The organism is Johannesbaptistia floridana (assembly GCF_057440575.1).
The window spans coordinates 1-1,255 of record NZ_JALKVM010000346.1; the positions used below are offsets into that span (position 1 = coordinate 1).

Annotated in this window: 1 protein-coding gene; it reads left to right on the plus strand. The window is 35.8% G+C overall.

The window, feature by feature from the left end:
- Nucleotides 1-366: 366 nt before the first annotated feature.
- Nucleotides 367-1,035 carry an ATP-binding cassette domain-containing protein gene (locus tag MW688_RS19190; RefSeq protein WP_486737622.1) on the plus strand — a complete coding sequence of 223 codons (669 nt, stop codon included), beginning with the start codon at nucleotides 367-369 and terminating at the stop codon, nucleotides 1,033-1,035.
- The last annotated feature ends 220 nt before the right edge of the window (nucleotides 1,036-1,255 follow it).

A 1,255-nucleotide genomic window follows, 5' to 3' on the forward strand; every position in this document is an offset into this window, starting at 1 on the left:
CGTAGCCGGGCCGTTAGGCACAAGCAAATGAAAATGAATAGAAGAAGAAGATGTATTATCAAGAATAAAGATGAATAAATTACTGTTATATCTGACATTCTACAGATCATTTGTGATTTTCAGTTCAATGATAACCATTGTATGTTCAAGCATAATTTACAGATGGGGAATTGGTACTTTCAATATTGTATTTTGGTTCAAGCTGTTGACTTTTGGAGTAATATATTACCTCGTAACAGATAGGAAAAGAGACAAATTTTACTATTACAAGAACCTAGGTATTTCAAGTTTAAATCTATGGACAGTAACAGTAATGTTTGATTTTCTGGTGTTCATTACGATAATAATAGTAACTTTTAAGATCAGATGAACGACAAACTAGAAATAGGTAGTGTAGTACTGGAATTTGACTCTAAGAGAGTTCTCCAAGATGTTTATTTGAAGTGTGAGACAGGAGAAGTAGTTGGTTTATTAGGAAGAAATGGAGCTGGCAAATCATGTATTTTCAAGATAATCTTTGGGGAATTAATAGCTGCTTCACAAACTGTAAGATTAAATGAGAAGACATTGATTGGCACAAAGCGGTCACCTGAAAGAATTAGATACTTACCACAGAGTAATTTTACGCCGAAATTTCTGACGGTCAAAAGGTTGTTAAGAGATTTTGAAGTTGATTTTGACGATTTAATATTGAGTTTCCCCGATTTTAAAAAGAATTACAAATCAAAGATGATAGATTTATCGTCAGGTCAAAGACGGATAATTGAAATTTTTTCCATATTGACTTCGAAGACAAAGTTTTGTTTATTAGATGAACCATTTTCACAAATAATGCCAATTCATGTAGTATCGCTAAAAAGGTTGATAGATAGAGAAAAAAAGAATAAAGGGATAGTAATGACAGACCATATGTTCAGAGATGTTTTGGAGGTATGCAATAAAATTTATGTCCTGAAGAATGGGAGAACAATTTTGACAAAAGGGGCACATGATTTAGAGGATTTGGGATATGCCCGAGTAAAAGATATGAATTAAATGCCTGTGCCTAACAGAGGCTACATGCCATGCCGGTAAAAATCTTCGAGAGAAAAATAGAGATGGAAAAACCCGCGCAGGCATCAAAAGCCAGGCTTCGCCAAGTTTGCCTTTTGCTGCCTGCGCTAGCATTTGTGAAATGAAACGAAAATGGTAAATTTAGAATCCGGCACGTCACGTAGCCGGGCCGTTGGGTGCAAGCCCTACCGGGGGGAGCCCT